14 protein-coding genes are annotated in these 24,315 nt (G+C 58.7%); 9 read left to right on the top strand and 5 right to left on the bottom strand.

The features are described 5' to 3' along the window. Positions 1-67: 67 nt before the first annotated feature. Complete coding sequence (locus tag MTX78_RS14310) at positions 68-532, bottom strand: DinB family protein (protein ID WP_243795471.1); 465 nt, start codon at positions 530-532, stop codon at positions 68-70. Between the two features lie 94 nt (positions 533-626). Continuing rightward, positions 627-2,126 carry an NADP-dependent phosphogluconate dehydrogenase gene (gndA, locus tag MTX78_RS14305; RefSeq protein ID WP_317258903.1) on the bottom strand — a complete coding sequence of 500 codons (1,500 nt, stop codon included), beginning with the start codon at positions 2,124-2,126 and terminating at the stop codon, positions 627-629. Between the two features lie 370 nt (positions 2,127-2,496). Between gndA and MTX78_RS14300 the strand changes: the two genes are divergently transcribed. The 4 genes from MTX78_RS14300 (at position 2,497) to MTX78_RS14285 (ending at position 7,342) form a co-directional block, all read left to right on the top strand. Then, on the top strand, positions 2,497-3,093 hold the full coding sequence (locus MTX78_RS14300; RefSeq protein WP_243795466.1) for a polysaccharide deacetylase family protein: 597 nt from the start codon (positions 2,497-2,499) through the stop codon (positions 3,091-3,093). Between the two features lie 168 nt (positions 3,094-3,261). Next, positions 3,262-4,488, top strand: coding sequence for an oligogalacturonate lyase family protein (locus MTX78_RS14295; protein ID WP_243795464.1), 1,227 nt, complete (start codon positions 3,262-3,264; stop codon positions 4,486-4,488). After that, a complete protein-coding gene (locus MTX78_RS14290) occupies positions 4,489-5,580 on the top strand; it encodes a glycoside hydrolase family protein (RefSeq protein ID WP_243795462.1) in 1,092 nt (363 codons plus the stop codon). A gap of 244 nt (positions 5,581-5,824) precedes the next feature. Next, positions 5,825-7,342: a sialate O-acetylesterase gene (locus tag MTX78_RS14285; RefSeq protein WP_243795460.1), complete on the top strand. Its 1,518-nt coding sequence runs from the start codon at positions 5,825-5,827 to the stop codon at positions 7,340-7,342. Between the two features lie 294 nt (positions 7,343-7,636). Here the strand turns inward: MTX78_RS14285 and MTX78_RS14280 are convergent, their stop codons facing one another. The 3 genes from MTX78_RS14280 to MTX78_RS14270 form a co-directional block, all read right to left on the bottom strand. After that, on the bottom strand, positions 7,637-8,551 hold the full coding sequence (locus MTX78_RS14280) for an NmrA family NAD(P)-binding protein (RefSeq protein WP_243795458.1): 915 nt from the start codon (positions 8,549-8,551) through the stop codon (positions 7,637-7,639). Between the two features lie 284 nt (positions 8,552-8,835). After that, entirely contained in the window at positions 8,836-9,156 is a 321-nt protein-coding gene (locus MTX78_RS14275) for a hypothetical protein (RefSeq protein ID WP_243795456.1), read from the bottom strand. Between the two features lie 104 nt (positions 9,157-9,260). Further along, on the bottom strand, positions 9,261-10,115 hold the full coding sequence (locus tag MTX78_RS14270) for a helix-turn-helix transcriptional regulator (protein WP_243795453.1): 855 nt from the start codon (positions 10,113-10,115) through the stop codon (positions 9,261-9,263). A 271-nt stretch (positions 10,116-10,386) separates the two neighbouring features. Between MTX78_RS14270 and MTX78_RS14265 the strand changes: the two genes are divergently transcribed. The 5 genes from MTX78_RS14265 (at position 10,387) to MTX78_RS14245 (ending at position 24,195) form a co-directional block, all read left to right on the top strand. Then, the gene (locus MTX78_RS14265) at positions 10,387-13,596 is read left to right on the top strand and encodes a SusC/RagA family TonB-linked outer membrane protein (protein ID WP_243795451.1); all 3,210 of its coding nucleotides are present in this window, start codon (positions 10,387-10,389) and stop codon (positions 13,594-13,596) included. 26 nt (positions 13,597-13,622) lie between these two features. Further along, complete coding sequence (locus MTX78_RS14260) at positions 13,623-15,146, top strand: RagB/SusD family nutrient uptake outer membrane protein (protein WP_243795449.1); 1,524 nt, start codon at positions 13,623-13,625, stop codon at positions 15,144-15,146. A 467-nt stretch (positions 15,147-15,613) separates the two neighbouring features. Then, complete coding sequence (locus MTX78_RS14255; RefSeq protein ID WP_243795447.1) at positions 15,614-18,826, top strand: SusC/RagA family TonB-linked outer membrane protein; 3,213 nt, start codon at positions 15,614-15,616, stop codon at positions 18,824-18,826. 20 nt (positions 18,827-18,846) lie between these two features. Next, positions 18,847-20,379: a RagB/SusD family nutrient uptake outer membrane protein gene (locus MTX78_RS14250; protein ID WP_243795445.1), complete on the top strand. Its 1,533-nt coding sequence runs from the start codon at positions 18,847-18,849 to the stop codon at positions 20,377-20,379. A gap of 117 nt (positions 20,380-20,496) precedes the next feature. Next, positions 20,497-24,195: a DUF4450 domain-containing protein gene (locus tag MTX78_RS14245; RefSeq protein WP_243795443.1), complete on the top strand. Its 3,699-nt coding sequence runs from the start codon at positions 20,497-20,499 to the stop codon at positions 24,193-24,195. Positions 24,196-24,315 lie beyond the last annotated feature (120 nt).

Here is a 24,315-nt window from a genome sequence, read left to right as displayed (position 1 = left end):
GCAGGAAAAGACGGGCACTGCTAGTGTAGCCGGAGCTACGGAGGCGTGCAAAGGAAGTAGCTACGCTTCAAGAGGCGAGGAAGTCCTGCATTTGGTCGGGCAGCGGGTAGCTGCCTTGCACTCTTCTAATCAAGACCACTTCCCCCACATGAAAAGCTAAGTGTAGGACCACCTCTTGAAGGATCTTCAGTTTGCGGTCTGCTTCCTCGGTAGCGGCCATATAATGTAGCTCGGTTTGAAACGCTGCAAGCTGCCCATGGAATTGCGCAACGGCCTCCTGCAGCACCGCTTCGCTTGATGGAGCCCGCTGGCTAAGCCAGGTAGTTGCTTCACTGAAAGGGTGTTCAGCAGTGTTGCCGCGCAGCGCATGTAGCTGGCCGGCTTGCCACTTGAGTAAGTGGTTTAGAATCTGCCAGACGCTGGTCGGAAACTGTTCCTGTCCCTGACCACTGTTCTCAGGGGTCAAGTTGTCGAACGCTTTGAAAGTATTCAGCGCGTCATCGAACAGGTTCCCGACATCAATTGGCGTCATAACTTAGCAAGAAGTGCACTGGCTTTAGCTCCCGGCCGACGGCGGAAAGAAGAGCACGTTGCATGCTTCTTCTTTCCTGGTCCTGCATTCCGTCTTATTTGTTTGGAGTTACTGGCTGCTCTCCTTGGTTTTCTTCCACCTGCGCATCCTGCTTGTTTTCCGGCTTTTCCATCTTCGGCGTCCACTGGGTGTGGAACACGCCCTCGTGCCCAATCAGCTCGTAGGTGTGCGCTCCGAAATAGTCGCGCTGAGCCTGAATGAGGTTGGAAGGCATCCGGGCGCTGCGGAAACTATCGAAGTAGCCAAGCGCCGACGCGTAGCCGGGCACCGCAATACCAGCGGCTACAGCCGCACCCACCACGGCACGCGCGCCCGGTACCACTTCCTGCACCAAACGCTGTACTTGCTGGTCGAGGAGCAGGTGCGCGAGGTCGGGCGTGCTTTGGTACGCGTTGAAGATGTCGTTCAGGAAGCTGGACCGGATGATGCAGCCGCCGCGCCAGATTTTGGCAATTTCAGCCAACTGTAGCTCGTAGCCATACTCTTCCGAAGCCTTCGCCAGCATGTGCATGCCCTGCGCATAGCTGAGCATCATGCTGAAGTAGAATGCCTGCTCCAAATTGGCCAGAAACTCGTCTTGGTTCACGTTCAAAGTGGCCTCGTCGTTTTGGCTGTATAAGCCGGCCAGTTGCTCCCGCAGCCCCTTGAAGCGCGAAGCGTCACGCATGGACACGGCCGTATCAATAGTAGGAATCGGGGCGGTGAGGTCCATGGCAATCTGGGAAGTCCATTTGCCAGTGCCTTTCGAGCGGGCCTCGTCTTTGATATCGTCGAGGAGCAGGTGGTCGGTGTCGGGCGCGATGTACTTGAAGATGTCCTTGGTGATATCGAGCAGGAAGGATTGCAGCCGGCCCTCGTTCCACTTGGCAAACACCTGCCCAATAGCCTCATTATCGAGCTTGAGGCCTTTTTTCAGGACTTCATAAGTTTCGGCAATCAACTGCATCAAGCCGTACTCGATGCCGTTGTGCACCATCTTCACGAAGTGACCCGCTGCTCCCGGCCCGATGTAGGTTACGCAGGGAGCCCCGTCTACTTTAGCGGCTACGGCTTCCAGCATGGGCCGCATAGTTTCGTAGGCCTGCTTGTCGCCGCCGGGCATCATGCTCGGGCCGAAGCGAGCACCTTCTTCCCCGCCTGAAATACCCATGCCGAAGAAGTGCAGCCCCTCGGCTTCCAGCGCCTTGTCGCGCCGCTCGGTATCGGTGAAGTGGGAGTTGCCGCCGTCGATGATGATGTCGCCCTGGCTGAGCAGGGGCCGCAACTCGTCGATAACGCTGTCCACGATTTTGCCGGCGGGCACCAGCATCATAATGGAGCGGGGCGTTTGCAGGCTCTGAATAAACTCGGGGAGGGTGGAAAAGCCCTGCACAGGCAACCCTTCACCTTCCTCGGCCAGCAGTTGCACCTTGCTGACGTCTTTGTCGTAGCCGGCTACCGCAAAATCGTGGTCAGCAAGGTTAAGGAGGAGGTTGCGGCCCATCGTTCCGAGGCCAATCATGCCGAACGAATAGTTGGTTGGCGTTGCGCTCATTGTAATCACTGGGTTTTAATGGTCGGGTAGGGCCCGACGGGTGTTGGAAGCAGAAGTAAGAGTCAGGAGTGCCAAAAGGTACACGCCTTTATTGAATAGAACTGAGTTCTACTGTTATAATACCGTCATTGTTTGAAAGGAAACAAATTAAGGCGGTAGCTGAGCCGTAATGTAAGTAATACCAAGGAGCGGGATGGCACGTTGCTATACGCCATACGCAGCACCATTTCGGCAAGCCTGCAATCAGGTAGGGCGGCCTCTGGTGGCTGAAGTCGTTAGCAAGACCCTAGCCGCACCAAAGAGTACAGGAAGGTCGGGAGCTATCCTAAGACTTTCTTAGATATACCTTCCACCTGCCATTCCAGTGCCCATGCTGCATTATCTCGCTCGTTACGCCATTGTATTGCTTGCTTTGTGGGGCAGCGCGGCCACCCCAAGCGCCACCGCGCAGGTGCTCCGGCAGCCCATTCCCGACAAGCTGGTGGTGCTCACCTTTGATGATGGCGCCGTTAGTCACGCCACGGTGGTAGCGCCGCTGCTGAAGAAGTACGGGTTTGGCGGCACATTCTTCGTGTGCGAGTTTCCGCCTGACTTCGCCGACAAAACCAAGTACATGAGCTGGGCGCAGATCCAAGGGCTGCACCAAGCCGGGTTTGAAGTAGCTAGCCACACCCTCACGCACCGGCACGTAAACAAGCTAACCCCGCCGCAACTCACAGCAGAGCTGGACTCAATAGAAAAACGGTGCGCCACCTACCGCATTGCGCGCCCTACCACCTTCGCCTATCCCGGCTACGATACGCACCCCACGGCGCTGGCGGTGCTACAGGCGCAAGGCTATCACCCAGCTACAGCACCGCCAGCGCCGACAAGCTCGACATCAAAGAGGTGGTGCAGCAGGCCCGTGGAGGCAATGTGGTGGTGCTTACCGTACACGGTGTTCCGGACTACGCGCACAGTTGGGTGACGACGCCGTTGGCTCTTTTCGAAGAATATTTGAAATATTTACACGACAACCACTACCAAGTGGTTGCGCTGCGCGACTTGGCCCAGTACGTAAATGTGCCGGAAGCCATACGCCTCCTCCAACCCACTTACCAACAGCTGAAATAACCCCCTACTTTCTGCCCATCCAATGAAAAAAACCTTGTCCTTCCTCTTGCTCAGCGGTTTGTTGCACCTTGGCGGGCGTGCCCAGGCGCAGCAAAGGCTAGCTACCGGCGCGCAGAAACCCATGGCCGCGGCCGAATGGATTGATGAGTCCACGGGCCACCGCATTGTGCGGCTGAGCGGGTTGAGCGGCGAAAACGAGAGCTTCTACTTTCACAACAACCCCTTCCTGAAGAAGAACGGCCGCGACGGCGACAAAATGGTGTACTACCACAAAAGCCCCGAAGGCAAGCAACTCTACGTCGTGAGTTTAAAAACCCGGCAGAGCCAGCCCCTCACCAGGGCATTTGCGTCGGTGAGCGGCGAAATAGTGGCACCCAAGCGCCGGGAGGTGTTTTACCAAACCGGCGACAGTGTGTACGCCACCCACGTGGACACCAAAAAGACCCGCCTGGTTTTCGTGTTCCCTGCTGACTTCAAAGCCACCATCACCACCCTCAACGCCGACGAAACGCTGCTGGGTGGGGTGTGGGCAACAGACGAGGAAAAGGAAATCTCCAAGAAGTATCCGGCTAAAAGTGACTATTTCAACCGCATCTACGAAGCCAAGCTGCCGCGCACACTGTTCACGGTGAACGTGCAGGACGGCACCATCAACAAGCTGTTCACCGACAAGGCCTGGCTGAACCACGTGCAGTTTTCGCCCACCGATCCGAAGCTGCTCATGTTTTGCCACGAAGGCCCCTGGCACAAAGTGGACCGCATCTGGACCATCGATATCCAGAGCAAAGACGTGAAGCTGGTGCACAAGCGCACCATGGACATGGAAATCGTTGGGCACGAGTTCTTCAGCCCCGACGGCAAGACCATCTGGTACGACCAGCAGCTTCCGCGTGGCGAAACCTTCTTTGTGTCGGGCACTGACTTGAAAAACGGCTACGAGAGAAAGTGCCAGTTGGAGCGCAACGAGTGGTCTGTGCACTACACGGTTTCTCCCAGCCAACTGCTGTTTGCCGGCGACGGGGGCAACGAAACTGCGGTGGCGAAAGCTCCCGATGGCAAGTGGATCTATTTGCTACGGCCGCAGGGGGTGAAGTTCACGTCGGAGAAGCTAGTAAACATGAAGCAGCATGACTACGCGCTAGAGCCCAATGTGCATTTTTCGCCGGACGAGAAGTGGGTTATTTTCCGCGCCAACTTCGAGGGCAAGAGCCAGATATACGCCGTAGAAATTGCCAAATCCAACTTATAGATGCCAACTCGAAGAGCGTTTCTAGCGGGTCTGGTGCTGGCACCTTTTGCGCAGGCACTAGGTGCCGCCAAGGGGTTTGGGGCAGACAAATTCCTGGATTTGCCGAAAAACAGCCTGTCCAAGTTCAGCAAGCACCTCAAGCCCGTGGGGCGGGCGCTGGAACTGCCTGAGTGGTACGTATGGTGCAACTCACCCCTATATGGGCTTGACGGCAAAGTGCACGTGTTTTTCTCGCGCTGGCCTAAGGCCAAAGGCATGGGCGGCTGGCTCAACAGCTCGGAAATTGCCCACGCCGTGGCTGATTCGCCTGCTGGTCCGTTCCAGTATCTGGAAACGGTGCTGGCGCCGCGCGGGCCGGGCTACTGGGATGCCACCACCTGCCACAACCCCAGCATTCAGTTCGTGGACGGCAAGTACTGCCTGTTCTACATGGGCAACTCCAACGGCAAAACCGACACCAAGCGCATCGGCCTGGCCACCGCCGACTCGCTGAACGGCCCTTGGCAGCGCCCCGACCAGCCCCTGCTCGAAGCCGGTGACGCCGGCGCCTGGGACGACCATTGCACCACCAACCCGGCCTTCATCAAGCACCCCAACGGCCAATATTGGCTGTACTACAAGTCGTGGAACACGCAGGACTACCTCACGGCCACCGACCCCACCATCCGGGGCAACCGGAAGTATGGGTTGGCGGTGGCCGAGCAACTGGAAGGCCCGTACGTGAAATACGCCGGCAACCCAGTTATCGACTTCTCGAAACAAGGCAACAACAAGCAGTTCGAGGATGCTTTTGTGTGGCGCGAAGACAACCGCTTCAAAATGCTGGCCCGCGACATGGGCGTCTATAACCACGAAGTGGGACTGTATCTGGAGTCCAAGGACGGCAAGGAGTGGACGTTTCCGAAGGTAGCCTTCTTGCCGTTGCGCGCGTACGGGGTGCAGGAGCCACCCGCGCCCAAAAATCTGAAACGCTACGGTCGGCTGGAACGCCCGCAGCTGCTTATGCGCAACGGCAAGCCCGAGTACCTGTTTGGAGCTTCCCAAGGCGGCACAAGCATGACAGCCTCCGCGTTTGTGTTCAAGATTACTTGAGGTTGGCTTCCGTGGTAATTGACAAAAAAGCCGTCATAGAGAGACGTCGCCGAAGCATCTCGCGGGCCGATGTTGCCAAACTACCTGTCGTGCGGAGCTTCCTGAAGCATCTCTCCCGCCAAAGTAATTTCTGACGTGCGCAGTGAAGCAGGAGAGATGCTTCGGCAGGCTCCGCATGACGGTCTTATTCAACAGGCTATTGCCATTACGTTTTCTTCTTTAACTCAACACACCTCTCCTCGCTATGCGTCACAAGCTGCCCTTACTGCTCCTGCTTGCTCCATTTGCCTCCCGTGCCGATGTCACGTTGCCCGCGCTGATGACCGACAACATGGTGCTACAGCAGAAAACAAACGTGGCGCTGTGGGGCTGGGCCGAGCCGGGCGAGGTGGTAACCGTGACGGTCGGCTGGCAGAAAGCGCCCCGCAAGGTGGTGGCCGACAAAGAGGGCAAGTGGCTGGTGCGCGTACCGACGGGCAAGGCGGGCGGGCCCTACACGCTACAGGTGCAGGGCAACAATCAGCTGACCATCAACAATGTAATGCTCGGGGAAGTGTGGTTGTGCTCGGGGCAGTCGAACATGAACTTCCCGGTAACCAAACGACCCAACAGCGGCTCCTACACCGGCATCATCAACGCCGAGGAAGTGATTCTGAAAGCCAACTACCCCAACATCCGGATGTTCACGGTGGTGCAGAAGGTGGCCGACGCGCCGGAGCGCGACGTGCAGGGGAGCTGGGCGGTGTGCAGCCCCGAAACGGTAGGTAATTTTTCGGCGGTGGCGTACTTTTTCGGCCAGGAAATCCACGAGAAAACCAAGGTGCCAATGGGTCTGATCCACTCGTCGTGGGGTGGAACGCCGGCCGAGTCCTGGACCCGCAAGGATGTGCTGGAAAAGGACCCGGAGCTGCGCCCGATTCTGACGCGCTACGAGCAGGGCCTCACCCAGCGGCCCGCCTACGAAACGGCGCTGGCCGCCTGGAAGCAGGAGCGCGAAGCCAACCCCCAAACCACCCGCCCCAAACCCGCCGAGCCGCTTAGCGCCACCAGCAACAAGTCGCCCTACAAGCTCTACAACGGCATGATTAAGGGCCTAATACCATACACACTGCGCGGGGTTATCTGGTACCAGGGCGAGAGCAACGCCGAGCGGGCCTACCAGTACCGTAAGCTGTTTCCGGCCCTGATTGCCAACTGGCGCCAAGAGTGGCAGCAGCCCACCTTGCCGTTTTACTTCGTGCAAATAGCGCCCAACCGCAGCCAGAACCCTGAAATTAGGGAGTCGCAGTTGGTGACCATGCAAACCGTGCCCCACACTGGCATGGCCGTCATCACCGATGCCGGCGACTCGCTGGACATCCATCCGCGCAACAAGCAGGTGGTCGGGCACCGACTGGCGCTGTGGGCCTTAAGCCACGAATACGGGCAAACCAAGCTGCCCTACTCCGGCCCCATCTACGAATCCATGAAGGTGGAAAACGGCAAAGCTCGCTTGCAATTCAAGTACGCCGACGGGCTGCAAGCCAAAGGGGGGCCGCTGCGCAAGTTCTCGGTGGCGGGCCCCGACAGCGTTTTCGTGCCTGCGCAGGCACAAATCCAGGGCAACACGGTGGTAGTGTGGAGCGAGAAAGTGAAACAGCCGGTGGCCGTACGGTTTGGGTGGAGCATTTCGCCGGAGCCCAACCTATACAATGCCGCCGGCCTACCGGCTTCGCCTTTCCGCACCGACACCTGGCCCACCCCAACGCAAGGAAAAAACTAACGCCAACAGGTTCGCCAGCGGGTAGCAGAGCAACTCTACCACCCGCTGGCGAACCTATAGTGGCTGGCCCACCCGCTCTGGCTAGCTGTTCATGCCACCGTCGATGCTGAGGGCGGCGCCTGTTGCTATGGCTACTTTATCGGTGAAACAGGGCATACCAACGAAAGCAACGAAAAGCCAAGGTCACAGCGAGAAGCTGAGGCGCTGAAAGAGAAAAAGCAGTTGTGCCGGAGCCAGGATACAGGCCCCGGTACAATAGAAAGCGTCAGGCTTGGATTTGGGGCAACCTGCATATCAGCTAGTTGGAGTGGCCCTGGCCTGCATGGCCTCAGCTAGCAGGTGGGGGGCGCTGGTCCACTGCACCTCGGGGTAGCGGTTGTTGTCGAGCGGGTTGTGCTGCACGCTGAACATGCTAAGCATGTACTGCATCTGTTGCCACGCGGGGTAGAGTTCTTGCTCGCCTTCGGGGTGCGCGGCCCGTGCGTGCTGGGTGTGCGCCGCCAACTCGGCACGGCTGCCCATCCGAACCAGCGCAAACGGCTCCTTGGTTACTTGCTCGCCCACCACTGCCAGCTCGCGCGGGCTTAGTTGAAAGCTGGCAATGCGCAAAAGCCGTGGAGTGGTAGGGTCCAGCGCGGCCGCGGCGGTGTAGGCCGCCGTGTCGTCCATGGTTGTGAAGTCGATGCGCCAGTCGGCATCTTCCCAATACCCAACGCTTTTCTTCTTGAAATCAAGCAGTGGGATGTTGTACGTCAGGACTTCCCCGAAGGCCCCGTTGAGAATGGACGTAGCGGCAATGGGGGCGTGGTCGAGGCGCTCTTTGAACTCCCGGCGCAAATCGAAGTTACGGTTTTCGCCGGCTGGCAGCTTGGTGAAGTCGGTCGAGAAGTCGGAGGGAATGAAGCGGGGTACGCCGGCGGCCACAGCCGCTTCCAGCAGCACCGATTGTGCGTCCACTACCACGTCGTGCAGGCCCTGCAACGCCGAAACCACGCAGGCCGTGCCCGTGCAGGCGGCCGTAACCTGCGCTACATCAGTTAGGTCAGCCCGAACAACTTCCACCCCCTGGGCAGTTAGCTCGTCTACTTTTGCGGGGTCGGAACTGGTTCGTACAAGGGCCCGAACTGCCGCGCCGCGGGCAAGTAGTGCCTTGTTGATTCGGCCGCCGAGTTCACCGGTTGCACCGGCTACTAAAATGATTGGTGTCATAGTCTTTGTGGATTTAAGAGCGTGAAAAGGGCTCCTTCTTCTGGATGCCACAAAGGTTGCTGCGCACGTTTGCTGGCCGTCGCCGATTCTTGCGCACTTCTTTCAAATTCTTGCTTTCGTTGCCGCACGCCAGCCACAGACTTCACACAAACAGGCCCTGTCCTTCCGGCGCAGGAGGAAGCTGAGTTAGTACACCCAGCAACTGCACCCAGATTCCTCCTGCGCCGGAAAGACAGCAACGTAAAATCTTGAATCGATAGGCGTTTGCTTGTAAGTCGGGCAACTCACTGGTAGGCGGCGCGGAAAGGTAAGGCGCGCACCGTTACAATTTCCAACCCGAGCAGGGTAGGCGTGGGGCCCACTTCCTCGTAGAGCTCGGCCAGAATTACGTTTAGTTCGTTGGTAGGGAAACGACGCGTGCAGCACACAAAAAAGTAGTCGACAATCTGCCCCCGGCTAAGCTGGGCCAATTTCAGCTGATATTCCACCTGGAACATGGGCGGCGCAATCGGCCAGTGCCGGCGCGAACGGGAAGAGCGCACCTCGTCGTTTTCTTTGAGAAGCTGGCTCGGTGTCTTACACAAACGGAATGATTCGTAGAGCATGGCAGCGGGGAAGAGTGGACAGCTATAAAGGTCCGCCGCAATGCCCAACCGAACTTCCCGGTTCTTGCGCTCTTCTTGCTGATTCTTGCTGTTTGTCGGTTGGGTTAGCTGCGCTGAAACTCACGCGGGCTTTGTCCAACGCTACGCTTGAACGCCGCCGAAAAGTGGGCCGGCGAAGCAAACCCCAACGCGTCGCTGATGTCGGCAATGGCAAGGCTGTCGGCTCGTAGCAACTGCTGGGCCCGCTTGATTTTCCAGCTGATTACGTACTGGTAGGGGGAGGCACCCGTGGTTTGCTTGAAGCGGCGGGCAAAGTGAAACACGCTCAGGTTGGCTAGCTCGGCCATCGTGTCCAGCGTTACGGCTGCGTCGGCGTGCGCCTCCAAGTAGGCATCAATACGCGCCAGCACCGAGTTGGGCAGCTGCGGACCGTGGGCAACGCGCCGCTCGTAGGTGGCGTGGTGCTCGATGAGCTGGCAGCACAGCGCGTTGGTTAGCGCCTCGATGTAGAACTGCCCCAGCGCGTGCGGCGCCCCAACGGCACTCAGCAGCTGACGCCCCAACTGGTTTAAGAGGGCGTCCTCGAACTTGTACCGGTCGCGCAAGCCGAAGTGGGTAAGGTCCATGCCCTGGCGGGCCAGGTTTTCCAGGTAGTAGTTGTCGAGGTACAGATGAATGGTGTCGGTTGGGCCGCTACACGTTACGGCGCCGTATTCGCCCCCTGGGTACAAGCCAGCATCACCCGCCTGAAACACCGCCTCCTCCACGTAGCCGCCCTGCTGCCGGCGCGACCTAACGGGGGCAGTACCCTGATGCAGCAGCAGCAAATGTTGCTCGTGGTAATGGGCTGGCAGCTCAACAGAGTCTAGTTGGTGCCGCTCCACCCGCAGGCCCGGCCACGCCAGGGCTGCGCTGCTGACGAGCGCCGGGCGGGCATACATCTCGGAATCGTATTTCATCGGGAACGGGGCAAGAGCAAGCGAATCATCAGCAAACCGCAAGTCGAGTGGAATGTTTAACCCGTTTGTTTCAACGCTTCTGCGCCCCAAATAAGGCGTGAAACTACGTATTAGCCGTGTTTAATATTACTTATTAAACACTAAATTTCACTTGGAGCGGGAGGAAACGGTACGGTACAGGAGGGTTCGGGGGAGGGAGAAGAATAGCTTAGGTGCTGACTAGACCAGTCATCAGCAGCTCTTTACTCATCAGATCCTACCCATACTGCTCATGAAGAAAAACTACAAATGGCAACACGGCCGGTTTGCGGTGTGCTTGCCAGTGCTACTCTTGGCTGGGCCGGGCGTAACTGCCGTACAGGCCCGGCCTTCCACCAACATGGTAGCCGAATGGCAGATAACGGGCCGCGTGGTTTCCAAAACCAATGAGGGCCTGCCGGGCGTAACGGTGGTGCTCAAAGGAACGACGGTCGGTACGTCTACGGGCGCTGATGGTACCTTCACGCTGTCGGTGCCCGAGAATGCCGGCACCCTGGTATTCAGTTACATCGGCTTTCAAACCAAAGAGCAAAGCTTTGCGGGACCCGGACCCGTTACGGTAACGCTCGGCGAAGACGTTAAGAACCTCGACGAGGTAGTGGTGGTCGGGTACGGCACGCAGAAGCGCGGCGACGTTACGGGGGCCATTGCTTCGTTCAACGCCGAAAAGCTAACCGAGCGGCCCGTCACCCGCGTCGATCAGGCGCTGGTGGGGCAGTTGGCGGGTGTGCAAGTCAAGCAAACTACCGGCGTGCCGGGCCGGGGCTTTTCGGTGCAGGTGCGGGGTTCCGGCTCCATCACCGCCAACAACGAGCCTTTGTACGTTATCGACGGCTTTCCCTTGGAAGCAGCGTCGCAGAACTCGTCGGGCCGTTTCGGCTCTGGGAGCCCCCTCGACAACATCAACCCCAATGACATCGAGAACATCGAGGTGCTGAAAGATGCCGCGGCGGCGGCCATCTACGGCTCGCGGGCGGCCAACGGGGTGGTGCTCATCACCACCAAGCGCGGCAAGTCGGGCAAGCCGAAAATCAACCTCAACACCTACGCGGGTTTTGTGCAGGCCGTGCGCAAGCTGGATATGCTGAATTCCGAGGAGTGGGTGGACCGCTCCATCGAAATCATCAATGCCAACTGGGTTAACTCTGGAGCGGGCCGCCTGGCCAGCCAGACCACCGCCGAGCGCCAGACCATTCTGCGCGTCAACACCATCAACCCCACCCTGATGATTGACGAGCGGTGGTTGCAACCCGGTCACCCCGGCCTCGACTATGTGGATTGGCAGGACGAGGCGTTTCGGACCGGTTTCACCCAGGACATTCAACTCTCCGCCAGCGGCGCCAGCGACTTCGTGAACTACTACGTTTCCGGCGACTACCAGAAGCAGGACGGCGTGGTGATTGGGCTAGGCTACAAACGCTACTCGGCGCGTGCCAACGTGGAAGTGAAAGCCAGCGACAAGTTCAAGTTCGGCCTCAACATCAGCCCAAGCTACGCCATCAGCTCCGACCCAGGGGTGGAAGGCAAGGACAACTTGATGCAAAACATTATTTCCACGTCGCCGGTGGTGGAAAGCGCAGCCGGCCTGAACACCAACACCGGCGACTTCACCAACTACGCCTGGGGCTTCACGCGCAACAGCCCGATTCGGGTGCTGGAAAACGCCATCGGCGACACCCGCACCCTGCGGACGCTAGGCACCATCTACGCCGAGTTTCAGCCCGTCAAAAACCTGGCGTTTCGCTCCACGGCCAATTTCGATAACACCGATGCCGAGTCCAAGTCGTACGTTCCGGCCTTCGTGAATGGCAGCTTGGGAAACCGGCAGGCCTCGGGTTCGTTTAGCTCGTTTCGCAAGCAAACCTTCGTGAATGAGAACACGCTGACCTACAACCGCACGCTAGGTGGCAAGCACGACCTAACGGGACTGGCCGGTTACTCCTACAACTTCACCAAACTAAACGCGCAGGCCCTAACGGCCGCCAACGGATTTGTGAACAGCGCCGTCACGACGCTGAACGCCGCGACCACCATCAGCGGCACCGCGGGCAACTTCACCACCGAAACCCAGAACGTCCTGATTTCCTACTTCGGGCGCTTGCAGTACGCCTATGGTGGCAAATACCTGGCGTCGGCCAGCATCCGGCGCGACGGCTCGTCGCGGTTCGGCGACAACACCAAGTTTGGGGTGTTTCCGGCGGCCTCGGTGGGCTGGCGCATCTCGCAGGAGAACTTTATGCAGGGCCTGACCCCCGTCAGCGACTTGAAGCTGCGGGCCAGCGTGGGCTACTCCGGCAACAACGGCATCGGTGACTACAGCAGCATTGCCACGCTCGGTATTTTCAACTACACCTACGGCGGCACGCAGTTCAACGGGCAGGCGCCCAACCGCGTCAACAACCCTAACCTGAAGTGGGAACGGTCGCGCACCTATGATGTGGGCTTTGATTTCGGGCTGCTGAAGAACCGCATCACCGGTTCGTTCGACTATTACACCAAAACCAGCAAAGACCTGCTGCTCAACATTCCGATACTAGCTGGGGCCGGCTTTGCCACTCAGCTCACCAACATCGGGGAGGTGCTGAACCGGGGGCAGGAACTGGAGCTAACCAGCCGCAACTTTGTGGGAGAGTTCCAGTGGACTACCTCGGTGAACGTGAGCCACAACACCAACAAGGTGGTGCGTTTGGGCGCCAACAACGCGCCCATTCAGGTGCTGTCGGCCTTCGATATTCCCAACAACATCCTGCAAGTAGGGCAGCCGCTTTACAGCATCTACGTGGTGAAGCAGGACGGTATTCTTTCCCAAGCCGACCTGGATAATGGCGCAGCCCGCTACGGCTCACAAACCGTGGGCGACCCGAAGTACGTGGACTACAACGGTGACGGTAAGATTGACGCCAACGACCGCCAGATTGTGGGCCACCCCAACGCCGACTATAGCTGGGGCATCACGAACAGCTTCAAGTACAAAGGCTTCGATTTGAGCGTGCTGGTACAGGGGCAAAACGGCGGCTCTATCTACTCGCTGTTCGGCCGCGCCGTCGACCGTACCGGTACCGGCCAACCCGACAACGTGCTCGGCCTTTACCGTGACCGGTGGCGCTCCCCCGAAGACCCCGGCGCCGGAGAGCGTGGCAAGGCGTACTCCACCTTCGGCCGCATCAAAAACACCGACTGGCTGTACTCGTCGGACTACTACCGCATCCGCAACATCACCGTGGGCTACGACCTAGGGCTGCTGGTCAATAAAAAAGTTGCGCAGGGTGCCCGCATCTACGTGACGGCCGAGAATTTCTTTGGGCACGACAAGTACAAAGGGGGCCTCAACCCCGAAGCCGTGAACACCGCCGGCGGCGACGACAGCTTCCCTATCGGGGTGGACTATGGCGGCCTGCCCTTAACCAAGTCGCTGATCTTGGGGCTTAACGTCACCTTCTAAGCTTCGCCTCATTCCCCAAGCAACCCATGAAAAAGACGATATATCTGCTAGCGGCAGCAACCTGGCTTACGCTAAGCGGCTGCGAGAAAGAGCTCGATCAGAACCCCCTTTCCAGCGGCTCGACCCCCACGTTCTACCGCAGCCAAGCTGATTTCGACCAAGCCCTAGCCGCCGCCTATCAGCCCCTCACCGGCTACCCCACCCGGGCCCTCAACCTCTCCGAAACCCGCTCCGACAACATCTATGGCGTCGATGACCTTGGGGTGCGCGACTGGGCGCCGGTCAACAACTTCTCGGCGGCGCTAGTCAACAACCCGTACGTTGCGGAAGCTTGGACCACCAACTACCGGGGCATTTTCCGGGTGAACACGGTGCTCGACCAACTGGCCGCCAACGGCAGCGTAGTCAGCGACGCTTCTCGGCCGCGGCTGGAAGGCGAGGCAAAGTTTCTGCGCGCTTTCTACTACTTCGATCTGGTCCGTTTCTTTGGTAAGGTGCCGATTTATGAAGCAGCCTTGCTGCCCGATGCCGTGGCCAAGATTCCGCGTAGCCCCGTGGAGGATGTGTACAAGCTGATTATTGCCGATCTGCAAGCGGCCATCAGCGTGCTGCCTGCTACCTACGACAACGCTGTGTCGGCCGACAAGCCCAACGTGGGCCGGGCCACGGCCAATGCCGCTAAGAGCCTGTTGGCGCTGGTGTACCTGACCCGCTCGGGGCCGACCTACGGCATTGAGGGGCCGGGCCTGAACACCAATGAGTACAACCTAGCCTTGCCGCTGCTCAACGACGTGCTCAACAGCGGCAAATACTCGTTCTTGGCTTCGTACCCCGATATCTTCTCGTACACCAACGAAAACAACCGAGAAGTCATTTTCGACATTCAGTTTCAGGGCGGTGGCACCGGCTTGGGTAGCGACTTTCCGGGGTTGCTGGTGCCGGATGCGTACTTCACCTTCCTGCGAATCCCGTATGCGTCGGGCGGGCTTGAAATCCGGCCCATTGCCAACGACCTGCTGAACTCGTACCCCACTGGCGACGTGCGCAAGACCTTCAACTTCGCTGAAGGCTACGTGAGCACCACCGGCTTCCGCGAAACGCGCTGGCTGATGAAGAAGTACCTCAACGAAAACCTGCGGGGCCCCGGCCGCCTCGACTGGCCCATCAACTGGATAGTGCTGCGCTATACCGATGTGCTGATGATGAAAGCCGAGTGCATCCTGCACGGCGTGGGCGGCACCCAAGCCGACGTAGACGCCATTGTAAACCAAGTACGAACCCGCGCCGGCGTTACCACCAAACTCACCAACGTGACCCTGCCGCAACTCATGGAAGAACGCCGCCGCGAGCTAGCCGGCGAAGGCTCCCGCTGGCACGACCTGGTGCGTGAAGGGCTGGTGCTAACCAAGATGAACGCCTGGATTCCGGTGGAAGACACCCGCAACCGCATGGCCCGGAACATTGATGCCAACCAAATCATCTACCCGGTACCGCAGTCGGAGCTAAGCGCCGCGCCCGGCCTCTACGACCAAAACCTAGGGTACCAATAGCGCCTGAGGGGTGAAGTAACGAGAACGTCATGCTGGCTTTGTCTGGCATGGCGTTCTTTTGTTTATAGGGCCTGTGTACGTGTTCAACCGGTCTGCAGTGCAGGAGTAGTACAGGAAAAACAAGGCAAAGCAAAATTCTCAGTTTCTCACATTGTCATGCTCATATTGTAGGGTCGGCATGATCTATTCAGCGGTACTGTATGTCATTGTAAGAATCTAATAATAAGTTAGTTGTGTAGGATAGGTGTTTTTCTTGTACGGAGTAAGAAGCTTAGAACAAGCTGCGTGAAGAAGGCATGGTGGCTGGGAAAGCTGTTGTAGCGCAAGGCTTTGCGGAAAAAAGGCAAGTGGAAATTGGCTCTGCTGGGCGGTACGGTACAGGAGAGTTGTGGGTGAGTAAGCAAATACTTTTAAGTAAACCAGCGATATAAACTGGTTGACACCCAAAACTTTCCCACCTACTGCTCATGAAGAAAAACTACACATGGCGGCGCGGCCAGCTGGTGGTCTGCCTGCCTTTGCTGTTAGCAGGCCCCGGTATTACTACACTACAAGCCCGCCCCCTAACCAAGGTGGTAGCCGACTGGCAGCTCACAGGTCGGGTGGTTTCTCAAAGCAACGAAGGTCTGCCGGGTGTGACCGTGGTGCTCAAAGGCACTACCGTGGGCACGACCACCGGCGCCGACGGCAACTTTACCTTATCGGTGCCTGAAAGAGCCGGGACCCTGGTCTTCAGCTATATCGGCTTTCAAACCCGAGAGCAAAGTTTTTCCGAGGCCGGCGCGCTTACGATCAAGCTAACGGAGGATACCAAGAGCCTCGACGAAGTAGTGGTAGTAGGCTATGGCACGCAGAAAAAAGCCGACGTAACGGGCGCTATTGCCACTCTTGATGCCAGCAAACTGGAAGAGCGTCCCATTCTGCGCGTCGATCAGGCGTTGGTGGGAACGTTGGCAGGCGTGAACGTACAGCAGAACACCGGCTTGCCGGGTCGGGGCTTCAACGTGCAGGTACGGGGCAACGGCTCCATCACGGCCAACAACCAGCCGCTGTATGTAATCGACGGGTTTCCGCTGGAAGGCACCTCGCCCAATGGCAACGGCAACTACGCCACCGGCAGCCCGCTCGACAACATCAACCCCAACGATATTCAGTCGATTGAGGTGCTGAAGGATGCGGCAGCGGCGGCTATTTATGGTTCGCGTGCGGCCAACGGCGTGGTGCTGGTAACCACCAAGCGCGGCAAGACCGGCAAGCCCCAAATCAACTTCAATGTGTACGGCGGCATTTCGCAGATGGCCAAGAAGCTGGATCTGTTAAGCGCCGAGGAATGGGTGGAGCGGTCCACCGAAATCATCAACAACAACTGGGTCCGCTCACAGCCTACTACGCCGGGCGCTCGGCCGCGCCTGGCTAGCCAAACCACGGCCGAGCGCCAGGCTATATTAGGGGTGACCACCATCAACCCGAGCCAGATGATCGACGACCGGTGGCTGCTGCCCAACCACGAGGGCCTCGACTACATTGATTGGCAAGACGAAATCTTCCGGACCGGTAAAGTTCAGAACTACCAGATATCGGCCAGTGGGGCCACTAACAACGTGAACTACTACCTGTCGGGCAACTACACCGACCAGGAAGGCATTGTGATTGGGGTGGCGTATAAGCGTTATTCAGCGCGCGCCAACGTGGAAGTGAAAGCCAGCGACAAACTGAAATTCGGCCTCAATATCAGCCCGAGCTACGCCATATCGAAAGACCCCGGCGTGGAAGGCAAGGACAACTTGGCGCAGAAGTTTATCACCATGGTGCCCGTGGCCGAGTCTTCGGCCGGTGTGCTCACCAACTACGGCGACAACCCGGTGTATACTTGGGGCGGCAGCAGCATCAGCCCGGTGGGGGAACTCACCAACCGGCAGCAGCAAAGCACCGTGTTCCGGACACTGAGCACGGTGTTTGGCGAGTACGAGCTGATCAAGAACTTGCGCTTCCGCACCTCCCTCAACCTCGACAACACCGACTCGCGGGCCAAGAGCTACATTCCGAACTCGCGGCTGGTGGGCTCGGGGGCCACGGGTACGTTCAGCGGCTACCGCAAACAGGCGTTCGTGAACGAGAATACCTTGGCCTACAACCGCGTTATCGGGAAGCACGATATAGCGGCGCTGGCGGGCTATGCCTACAACTTCTTTAAAACCGAAACCGACCGGCTCCGGTCGTCGGGCGGCTTCACCAACAGCGCCGTAACCACGCTCAACGGGGCCACCAACATCACGGGCACTGCCGACAACGGCACCACCGAAACGCAGAACGTGCTGCTGTCTTACTTCGGGCGCGTGCAGTACTCGTTTGAAGGCAAATACCTGGCTACGGCCAGTGTGCGCCGCGACGGTTCCTCGCGGTTTGGCGCCGACAACCGCTGGGGCGTGTTCCCGGCTGGTTCGTTGGGTTGGCGCATCTCGCAAGAGAATTTCATGAAGAACCTGCCCGTAATCAGCGAGTTGAAATTGCGGGGCAGCTACGGCATGTCGGGCAACAACGGCATCGGCGACTACAGCAGCATTGCCACGCTCGGCGTGAACCCGTATACGTTTGGGGGCGTGGTTGCCTCGGGCCAGTCGCCGAACAAGGCACCCAACGATTTATTGCGCTGGGAAAAGTCGCAGACCATTGATGTGGGCTTGGACTTCGGGGTGATTGACAACCGCATTTCCGGCTCGTTCGACTACTACACCAAAACCAGCAAAGACCTGCTTTTGAACGTGCCGCGGCCGAGTGCTTCGGGCTACGCGTCGCAGCTAGTTAATATTGGGGAGGTGCTGAACCAGGGCCTAGAACTGGAAGTGCGGACCCGCAACCTAACCGGGGAATTTGAGTGGAACACTTCCCTGAACGTGAGCCACAACCGCAACAAGGTGGTGCACCTTGGGGAAGGCGACGCGACCATCGAAATTGCCTCACCCTACGGTGCTTCCAGCAACCTGCTGATGGTGGGCCAGCCGATGTTCGTGTTCTACGCCATCAAGCAAACCGGCATTCTGAACCAAGGCGACATCGACGGTGGCGCGGCTATCATCCAGGGCCAGACCGTCGGGGACCCGCGCTATTTCGATGCCGACGGCGACGGCGTCATCAACGAGAAAGACCGGGTGATTATCGGCCAACCGAACCCCAAACTTACGTGGGGCATCACCAACAACTTCAGCTTCAAGGGTTTCGATTTGAGCGTGTTGGTGCAGGGCCAAAACGGCGGCAGCCTCTACTCGCTGATCGGGCGCGCCATCGACAACACCAACATGGGCTACAACCAGAACGTGCTCGGGTTGCAGCGTGACCGGTGGCGTTCCGAGGATAACCCCGGCGCCGGGGAGCGGGGCAAGGCGCAAGCCAACTTCACGCCCTTAAAGAGTGACTCCTGGCAGTACTCGACCAACTACTACCGGATTCGCAATATCACGCTCGGCTACAATTTGGGTAAGGTACTCAGTAAGCGCTACGCGCAGGGAGCCCGCGTTTATGTGTCGGCCGAAAACTTCTTCGGCCACGACACCTACCGCGGCGGCTACAACGTGGATGCCACCAACTCCGATACCGGCGGCAGCGGCTTCTCGGTTGGCACCGACTACGGCGGATTGCCCCTCACCAAATCGATGACTCTAGGCGTTAACGTTACCTTCTAGTCGATAGCCGACTGTATACCATGAAAAAGACCCTTCTCTCGGCTCTGGTAGTTAGCGTACTGATGCTGAGCGCCTGCGACAAAGACCTCGAACAAGCACCTATTTCCAACGGCTCGGTTCCCACCTTCTACAAAACGGCCGACGACTTCACGCAAGCCATCAACTCCGTTTACAGCAACCTGCGCGACTACCCCGACCGTCAGCTGACTATGTCGGAAACCCGCTCCGACAACATTTACGGCGTCAGCACGCAGGGCATTCGGACGTGGGAACCTATCAACAACTTTTCCGTTGCCATTGCCTCCAACGAGTACCCCGCCGATACCTGGACCACCGATTTTGTGGGCGTGTATCGGGCAAATATTGTGCTCGACCAAATTGCGAAAAACGGCTCGTTGCTAGCCGACGATGTTCGGTTGCGCACGGAAGGCGAAGCCAAGTTTCTGCGGGCCCTGTACTATTTCGATTTGGTGCGCTACTTCGGTAAGGTGCCGCTGGTAGAAACCCCGCTTGAGCCCCAGGCAGTGGTGAAGGTTCCGCGCACCCCGGTAGCAGACGTGTACAACCTGATTATTGCCGACCTAGAGGACGCCATTCAGAAGCTGCCCGACTCCTACACGACCACCAACGTGGGCCGTGCCACCAACGGGGCGGCCCGTGGGTTGCTGGCGCTGGTGTATCTCACCCGGTCGGGCCCTACCTACGGGATAGAAGGCCCCGGCCTCGGCACCAACGACTTCGACGCCGCCCTCACCTTGCTCAACCAGGTTATCGGGAGCGGCCGGTATGATTTGATAACGGCGGCGGGCACGGCGGCCAACGCCTACGCCAACGTGTTTTCCTACACCAACGAAAACAACCGCGAGGTGTTGTTCGATGTGCAATACATCAGCGGTGGTCTTGGGGCAGGCGCATCCTTCCCGTCGATTCTGCTGACCAACAACTACTTCCAGTCGATTGGCGCGGGTACGGGCTTCGGTACGGGGGATGAACTGCGCCCGCCTTCCAACGACTTGGTAGCCAGCTACGCCGCTGCCGATGTTCGCAAGAACGTGACGATGCAAATCGGGTATACCACCACCAGCACGCCGGTAGCGGTAGAAACCAGGCCCGCTTTCAAGAAGTACGTAAACGGCGCCTTACGTGGCACCTCGCGCACCGACTGGCCCATTAACTTCATTGTGATGCGCTACGCCGACATTCTGTTGATGAAAGCCGAGGCCCTGATCCGCAAAAACGGACCTAATGCGGAAGCAGACCAGCTCGTGAAGCGCGTGCGCGACCGGGCCGGCCTGACGGCCTCCGTTCTGACCGGTGTGACGCTACCGCAACTTATGGAAGAGCGCCGCCGCGAATTTGCGGGCGAAGGGCTCCGCTGGCACGATCTGGTCCGCTCCGGCCAAGCCGTGACGATTATGAACACGTGGGTTGCCAAGGAGGACACGCGCACCCGGATTCGGAAGCCGTTGAACGCAAATGATCTGCTGTACCCGGTGCCTCAAAACGAGCTAGCGGCTTCCTCTTACTTGTATGAGCAGAACCCCGGATACTAATTCGTAGCGCATGGTAGCTCGGCCTACGTGCTCTTCAGGTTTCCTAAGGGCACTTGGGCCGGGTTTTTTACTGACTGATGAATGAGCGAAAGCCCCTTAACCAGATGTGCACAAGCGTTGAGTAGCTTTCAATTACGGCCGTGGCTGCTTGGCGTAGCCTTGTTGCTTGATTTGCCGCTATTGGCGCAGTCGGAGCAGCCGGTTGCACCCGAGCTGCCGCTCTGGCACGGCCAGCAACGCACCCTGCGCTACCAGCCCGACGGCACTGACTTCGTTATTCGGAACGGCACCAAGCGCTTTACCCGGGCCCTCTACGGCACCAACACCGCGTTCCGGGTGGAAACCGGTGACCTGCCGGAGTTTGCGCTGTATCTGCCAGGCATGGGCGGCAACCTGAAATTTGGGTTGCTGAGCGCCGATGGACGCAGCAAATGGCTTATCGCCGCTGAAAACATTGTGGCCCGCTACCGGCCGGGCGCCATGCTTTACGAAATTTCCGACCCCTTGCTAGGCAAAGGCAAGCTGCAACTGGAAGTGCAGGCCATGGCCGAGGCCGAAGGCCTAGTGGTGCGGGCGCAGTTCACGGACGTGCCCGCGGGCCAAGTACAACTGTTATGGGCCTTTGGCGGCGTTACGGGTAAGAAGTTCAGCCGCGACGGCGACATCGGGGCCGACCCCGAATCGAGCTTTTACCTGAAGCCGGAATACTGCCAAGGCAATGAGTTCCAACTGCAACGCAACGCCTTTACGCTCACCTACGGCGTAGCGGCCAAGAAGAAAGAAGGCGAAACAGTAGCCAGAATCGACAAAAAAAGCTTGGTAGGCGTGGTGCCGCCCGGCGCCACGCTGCACGTAGCCGATGCCGCGCAACAAGAGTCGCCGACGCAGTTTGCTGCTTCCAAGGGTTCCACTGCACCCGCACTGGCCGGTACTTTGAAGGTGAAGGCAGGGGAGCCGTTGTACTTCGCGGTGCAAGTGCCGCAGCAAGCCACCGCGTTGCGCTACGCTGATTTGCCGAAAGCCCTGGAGCAGGCAGAAGCTGACCGGCAAAAACTAGCGGGCCGCATCAAGGTAAGCACGCCCGACCCGTACATCAACACGGTGGGCGGGGCGCTCAGTATTGCGGCCGATGCCATTTGGCAGTCTCCGAGCTACATGCACGGGGCCATTGCCTGGCGGATGCCGCTCAACGGCTGGCGCGGCGCCTACACCGCCGACCCACTTGGCTGGCACGACCGAGCCCAAACGCACTTTCGGGCCTACGCCAAGTCGCAGCTCACCAGCCCGGGTACGGGGCCAGTGGTGATGGATACGGCTCTGAATTTGGCGCGCCACCAGGAAAAGCTAGGTACGTCGGTGTTCAGCAGCGGCTACATCAGCCGCAACCCCGGCGGCGACTTCCGGCCTCACCACTACGACATGAACTTGGTGTTCATCGACGAGTTGTTGCGCCATTTCAACTGGACCGGTGACCTGGCTTTTGCCAAGGAAATGTTTCCGGTGCTACAGCGCCATTTAGCCTGGGAGAAGCGCAACTTCGACAAAGACAATGATGGACTTTATGATGCCTACGCCGCTATTTGGGCTTCCGATGCCCTGCAATACAGCGGCGGCGCCGTCACGCATTCGTCGGCTTATAACTACCTGGCCAACCTACTGACGGCGGAACTGGCGCAACGAATCGGTGAAAATCCGGCGCCGTATCGGCAGGAGGCTGCCCGCATCAAGCAGGCCCTCGACCAGCGCCTCTGGATGCCCGCCAAAGGCTGGTACGCTGAATACCAGGATGCCCTCGGCCTCAAGCAACTGCACCCTGCCGCTGGTATCTGGACCGTCTACCACGCCCTCGATTCGCAGGTGCCCGATGCCTTCCAGGCCTACCAGGCGCTTCGTTACGTGGATGCTGAGATACCGCACATTCCCGTCCGGGCCGCTGGCTTGACGGATGAAGGCTACTACCTGCTCTCTACCACCAACTGGCAGCCCTACGACTGGTCGATCAACAACGTGGCCATGGCGGAAGTGCTACACACCACGCTAGCCAACTGGCAGGGCGGGCGCACCGAGGAGGCGTTCAAGCTCTGGAAAAGCGCCTTGCTGGAAAGCATGTACTTGGGTTCGAGCCCCGGCAACTTCCAGCAGGTTTCCTTCTACGATGCCCACCGCGGCGAACTGTACCGCGACTTCGCCGACCCGGTGGGCATGGCTTCTCGCTCGTTGGTGGAAGGCTTGTTCGGCATCGTGCCCAATGCGCTAGAAGGCGTACTGACTGTTCGCCCCGGCTTACCTGCTGCCTGGAACCAAGCGGCGCTGACCGTGCCGGATGTGGCGTTTGATTTCCGCCGCCAAGGCCAGCAGGACACGTACACCATCACACCCACCTTCGCCAAACCCCTGAAGCTGCGCCTACAAGTGCAGGCCCGTGCCGTAGCCGCAGCCATAACCGTGAACGGCCAGCCGGTGCAATGGAAAAGCGTAGCAGAAGCCGTGGGCCAGCCTGTCATAGAAATCAACAGTGAGCCAGCGGCGAAATACGTGGTGCAAATTCAGTGGCAAGGCAATGCGCCGGATGCCGTAGCGCTAGCTCCAGCGTATGCTCCCGGCTCCGCACTAGCAATCCGTTTTCCGCACGCTACGGTAGGTAAAGTATTCGACCCGCAGCAGGTTCTTCGTGATGCCAAACCCAACCAATCAACCCTGGCGGCGCAGGTAGCAGGTCTGCCTGGCAGCCGCACGGTGTTTGTACAACTCCAGCAGGGCAGCCTGACTTGGTGGGCGCCGCTGCCTATGGAGGTGAAGGAGGCCGTTGCCATCATGCCCGAAAAAGAATCGGCAGGTGGCCTGCGCTTCCGGTTGCAGAACCACACATCTGAGCTCCTAAGCGCGAAAGTGACGGTGAATACTGGCAAGAACGCTCTGGAAACTACCGTGCAGGTGCCGGCCAACGCGGTTTCCGATGAAGTGCAGGTGCCGGTTGCCAACACCGTAGTTGGCAGCAATGCGGTGCGAGTGGAGTGGGGGCAAGGGCAGCGCGTTTCGTCCACGCTGATGGACTGGAATGGCAGCGCCCCAACCACCGTCGGCAAGGGTAGTTATGAAACCGTGAACCTGGCTTCGTATTTCAACGATAAGGTGACGCAGATTTTTCAGAACAAATACCTTTCGCCGCGTCCCGTTGGTCCTACCTTGCAGCTTCCCACGCAAGGCATTGGCAACTGGTGCTACCCGCTCACACAAGCCACTATTGATGATGCTGGTTTGCGCCAGCTAGCCGGCGCCCGCAACGAAATCAAATTGCCGTGGGGCGTGCCGCTGCGCACACCGGGCACTGCCGGGGAGAAGAACATTCTGTTTGTGTCGCAGTGGGATAATTACGCTGAGCAGGCTACCGTGCCGTTGCGCGGCAAAGCTTCTCATGCCTACCTGCTCATGGCGGGTTCCACCAACCCCATGCAAAGCCAACTCACTAACGGGGTAGTGCTGATAACCTACACCGACAAGTCCACCGAAACGCTGCCGCTGCGCAACCCCGACAATTGGGCGCCCATCGAGCAAGACTATTTGCAGGACGATTTTGCCTTCACCACCGGTGCCCCCAAACCCTTCCGCGTCCACCTCAAAACCGGCCTCATCACCCGCGACTTCAAGCAGTACACCAGCATCAAAGGCTTCAGCACCCGCGCCATCGACGGCGGGGCCGCCAACATCCTCGACCTACCCCTCAACCCCAAGAAGAAACTCAAAAGCCTCACCCTAAAAGCCCTTTCCAACGATGTAGTAATCGGGCTGATGAGCGTGACGCTGGTACGCGAATAACCTTTGAAAACGATGAGGCTACTGGAAGGAGAGCTAAAACTAGCTTCTAGCCAGCCTCAAGCTTTAGCCTAAGTCACGCCGCAAAAAATCTATGCTTCCATTTGCGCAGTACGAGAACCT

Source organism: Hymenobacter tibetensis (assembly GCF_022827545.1).
GTDB lineage: Bacteria > Bacteroidota > Bacteroidia > Cytophagales > Hymenobacteraceae > Hymenobacter > Hymenobacter tibetensis.
The sequence above is the reverse complement of the archived record's forward strand: the minus strand, read 5'-3'. Positions and strand labels throughout refer to the sequence as shown.

Bases quoted from the DNA above. Each gene is read 5' to 3' on its own strand.
- MTX78_RS14310 (WP_243795471.1), bottom strand. From the start codon at position 532: ATGACGCCAATTGATGTCGGGAACCTGTTCGATGACGCGCTGAATACT.
- gndA (WP_317258903.1), bottom strand. From the start codon at position 2,126: ATGAGCGCAACGCCAACCAACTATTCGTTCGGCATGATTGGCCTCGGA.
- MTX78_RS14300 (WP_243795466.1), top strand. From the start codon at position 2,497: ATGCTGCATTATCTCGCTCGTTACGCCATTGTATTGCTTGCTTTGTGG.
- MTX78_RS14295 (WP_243795464.1), top strand. From the start codon at position 3,262: ATGAAAAAAACCTTGTCCTTCCTCTTGCTCAGCGGTTTGTTGCACCTT.
- MTX78_RS14290 (WP_243795462.1), top strand. From the start codon at position 4,489: ATGCCAACTCGAAGAGCGTTTCTAGCGGGTCTGGTGCTGGCACCTTTT.
- MTX78_RS14285 (WP_243795460.1), top strand. From the start codon at position 5,825: ATGCGTCACAAGCTGCCCTTACTGCTCCTGCTTGCTCCATTTGCCTCC.
- MTX78_RS14280 (WP_243795458.1), bottom strand. From the start codon at position 8,551: ATGACACCAATCATTTTAGTAGCCGGTGCAACCGGTGAACTCGGCGGC.
- MTX78_RS14275 (WP_243795456.1), bottom strand. From the start codon at position 9,156: ATGCTCTACGAATCATTCCGTTTGTGTAAGACACCGAGCCAGCTTCTC.
- MTX78_RS14270 (WP_243795453.1), bottom strand. From the start codon at position 10,115: ATGAAATACGATTCCGAGATGTATGCCCGCCCGGCGCTCGTCAGCAGC.
- MTX78_RS14265 (WP_243795451.1), top strand. From the start codon at position 10,387: ATGAAGAAAAACTACAAATGGCAACACGGCCGGTTTGCGGTGTGCTTG.
- MTX78_RS14260 (WP_243795449.1), top strand. From the start codon at position 13,623: ATGAAAAAGACGATATATCTGCTAGCGGCAGCAACCTGGCTTACGCTA.
- MTX78_RS14255 (WP_243795447.1), top strand. From the start codon at position 15,614: ATGAAGAAAAACTACACATGGCGGCGCGGCCAGCTGGTGGTCTGCCTG.
- MTX78_RS14250 (WP_243795445.1), top strand. From the start codon at position 18,847: ATGAAAAAGACCCTTCTCTCGGCTCTGGTAGTTAGCGTACTGATGCTG.